Origin of the sequence: Sphaerobacter sp., from assembly GCF_019683595.1 — a bacterium.
GTDB lineage: Bacteria > Chloroflexota > Chloroflexia > Thermomicrobiales > Thermomicrobiaceae > Sphaerobacter.
In genome coordinates this window covers 1-2,164 of sequence record NZ_JADGHZ010000319.1, presented here as the reverse complement: position 1 = coordinate 2,164, position 2,164 = coordinate 1, and the positions used below count along the sequence as shown (strand labels likewise).

The window sequence follows — 2,164 nt, the reverse complement described above, 5'->3', positions numbered from 1 at the left end:
CCCGCACCGGCGGGGGGTGCTGCGCGCGCATCTGACCCGCGGGCAGAACCGCCTGGTCTGGACCCTGCACCTGGCCCGCGAGACCGTCGAGGCCGCCACGGTCTGATCGCTCCCAGCCTGATCACGGCGCCGCCGGACACCCCGCGGCGCCGTTCCTTTGCCCGCTGGGACAGCGAGCGCGCATGATCGCACCTATGACGCGCTGTGGGATCATGCGAAACCGAAAGACTGGACTGCGCCCATGGCGCAGTGGAGACCAGTCGCGACGAGCGGAGGAATTGGAAGCCATGGTTGACGCGACATTGACGACGCTGGAGCAGGCGCTTCGGGACGAGGTCTCGGCCGAGAGGCTCAAAGGCCATCTCGAAGTATTCAGCCGCCTCTTCCGCGACAGCGGCTCCGAGGATGAGCGCCGCGCGGCGGAGTACATCGCCGAGCGCATGCGCGAGTACGGGGTGGCGACCGAGATCCTGGAGTTCGACGGCTATATCTCCTGGCCCCGTGAGGGCACGCTGACCGTCTTCGACGACAAGGGCGGTGCACAGCAGATCCCCGTCCGCACCCGTTCCTTCGGCGCCTCGACCCCGCCGGAGGGCATCGAAGCCGAGCTGGTCTTCATTCCGTTCAACAAGCCCGCCAAGGGTGAGATGATCTTCAGCCACCGGGCCGTCGCCGGGGACTACGCCGGGCGCGACGTGCGCGGCAAGATCGTCATCACCGCCGACGGTGGGCCGGACGGCGTCCGCCGCGCCCAGGAGCGCGGCGCCCTCGCTCACATCCACATCTGGCCGTCGGATGAGCCGGTCATCCACGAGATGATCGCCACCAGCATCTGGGGCACACCCACGCGGGACTCGGCGCCGCGCATCCCCCGCATCCCGGCCCTCGGTGTGACTCATGCCGACGGGGAGCGCCTGCGGGAAATGTGTGAGGCCGGTACGGTCCGGGTGCGCATCACCGCCGACGTCCACACTGCCTGGATGCGCCTCCCGCTGGTGGTCGCGGATATCCCCGGGAGCGAACCGAACACCTTCCTGCTCGTCGGGGCGCACATCGACTCCTGGTACGAGGGCATCACCGACAACGCGACCGGCGACGCCGCGCTGATCGAGATGGCCCGCGTGCTGAGCAAGCACCGGGAGCACCTGCGCCACGGCGTCCGCTTCGCCTGGTGGCCGGGCCATTCCACCGGCCGCTATGCCGGATCGACCTGGTACGCCGACACTCACTTCATGGAACTGCGCAAGTACTGCCTCGGCTACCTCAACATCGACTCCCCGGGCGTCCGGGAGACGGAGATCTGGGACTGCCGCTACACCTGCGGCGAGATCGAGCACCTGACCCGCGCTGCGGTCAAGGAGTTGACCGGGCAGGAGCCGAACGTGCGGAGGCCGCTCAAGGCAGGCGACCAGTCGTTCCTGGGCGTCGGACTCCCCTCGCTCGGCGCCTTCCGCATGCTGCCGATCGACCACCCCGACCGCAAGGCCGTGGGCGGCTGCGGTGGCGCCTGGTGGTGGCATTCGCCGGAGGACACCCTCGACAAGGCCGACCCGGAGATCCTCGCCGACGACACCCGGCTCTACGTCACGATGGCGGCCCGCATGTGCGTCCCGGCGCTGCATCCCTACGACTTCGTCCCGGTGGCCAACGACTTCATCAACCACCTGCGCGACTTCCAGGATGTGGGCGGCGCCCACCTCGACCTCACCCCCGTGCAGCAGCAAGCCGACCTCTTCCGGGAGGCGGCGCTGCGGCTGCGGGAGAAGGCAGCGCGCGTCGCGGCCGAGGGGAGCGACCCGACCCACCTGAACGCGGGCATGCGCGCCCTCTCCCGGATCCTGAACCCGGCGCTGTTCACCATTGCCGGCGCCTACGAGTTCGACCCGGCGCTGCAGTTGCCGGTTCTGCCCGGCCTTGCGCCGGTTCAGGAGCTGGCGACCCTCGACCCGGCGAGCGACGACTACCGGTTCCTGCGCACTCAGCTCCTGCGGCAGCGCAACCGCATCGAGGATGCGCTGATGCAGGCCACCGCGCTGGCCAACTCGCTTGCAGCAAATTGACGCGCCGACCCAGCCGACACGCACCGACCGGCCCCCCCCCCAAAACGGGGGGGGCGGGGGGGGTGAAGGTCGGGTGTTTGTTTAGAAACAGGCACATAAAAAAA

Annotated in this window: 1 protein-coding gene; it reads left to right on the top strand. The window is 69.1% G+C overall.

What is annotated here, in order from left to right:
* Window positions 1-287: 287 nt before the first annotated feature.
* Window positions 288-2,060 (top strand): M28 family peptidase, encoded by a 1,773-nt coding sequence (locus IRZ30_RS17070; RefSeq protein ID WP_294086911.1) that lies wholly within the window; start codon window positions 288-290, stop codon window positions 2,058-2,060.
* Window positions 2,061-2,164: the final 104 nt, after the last annotated feature.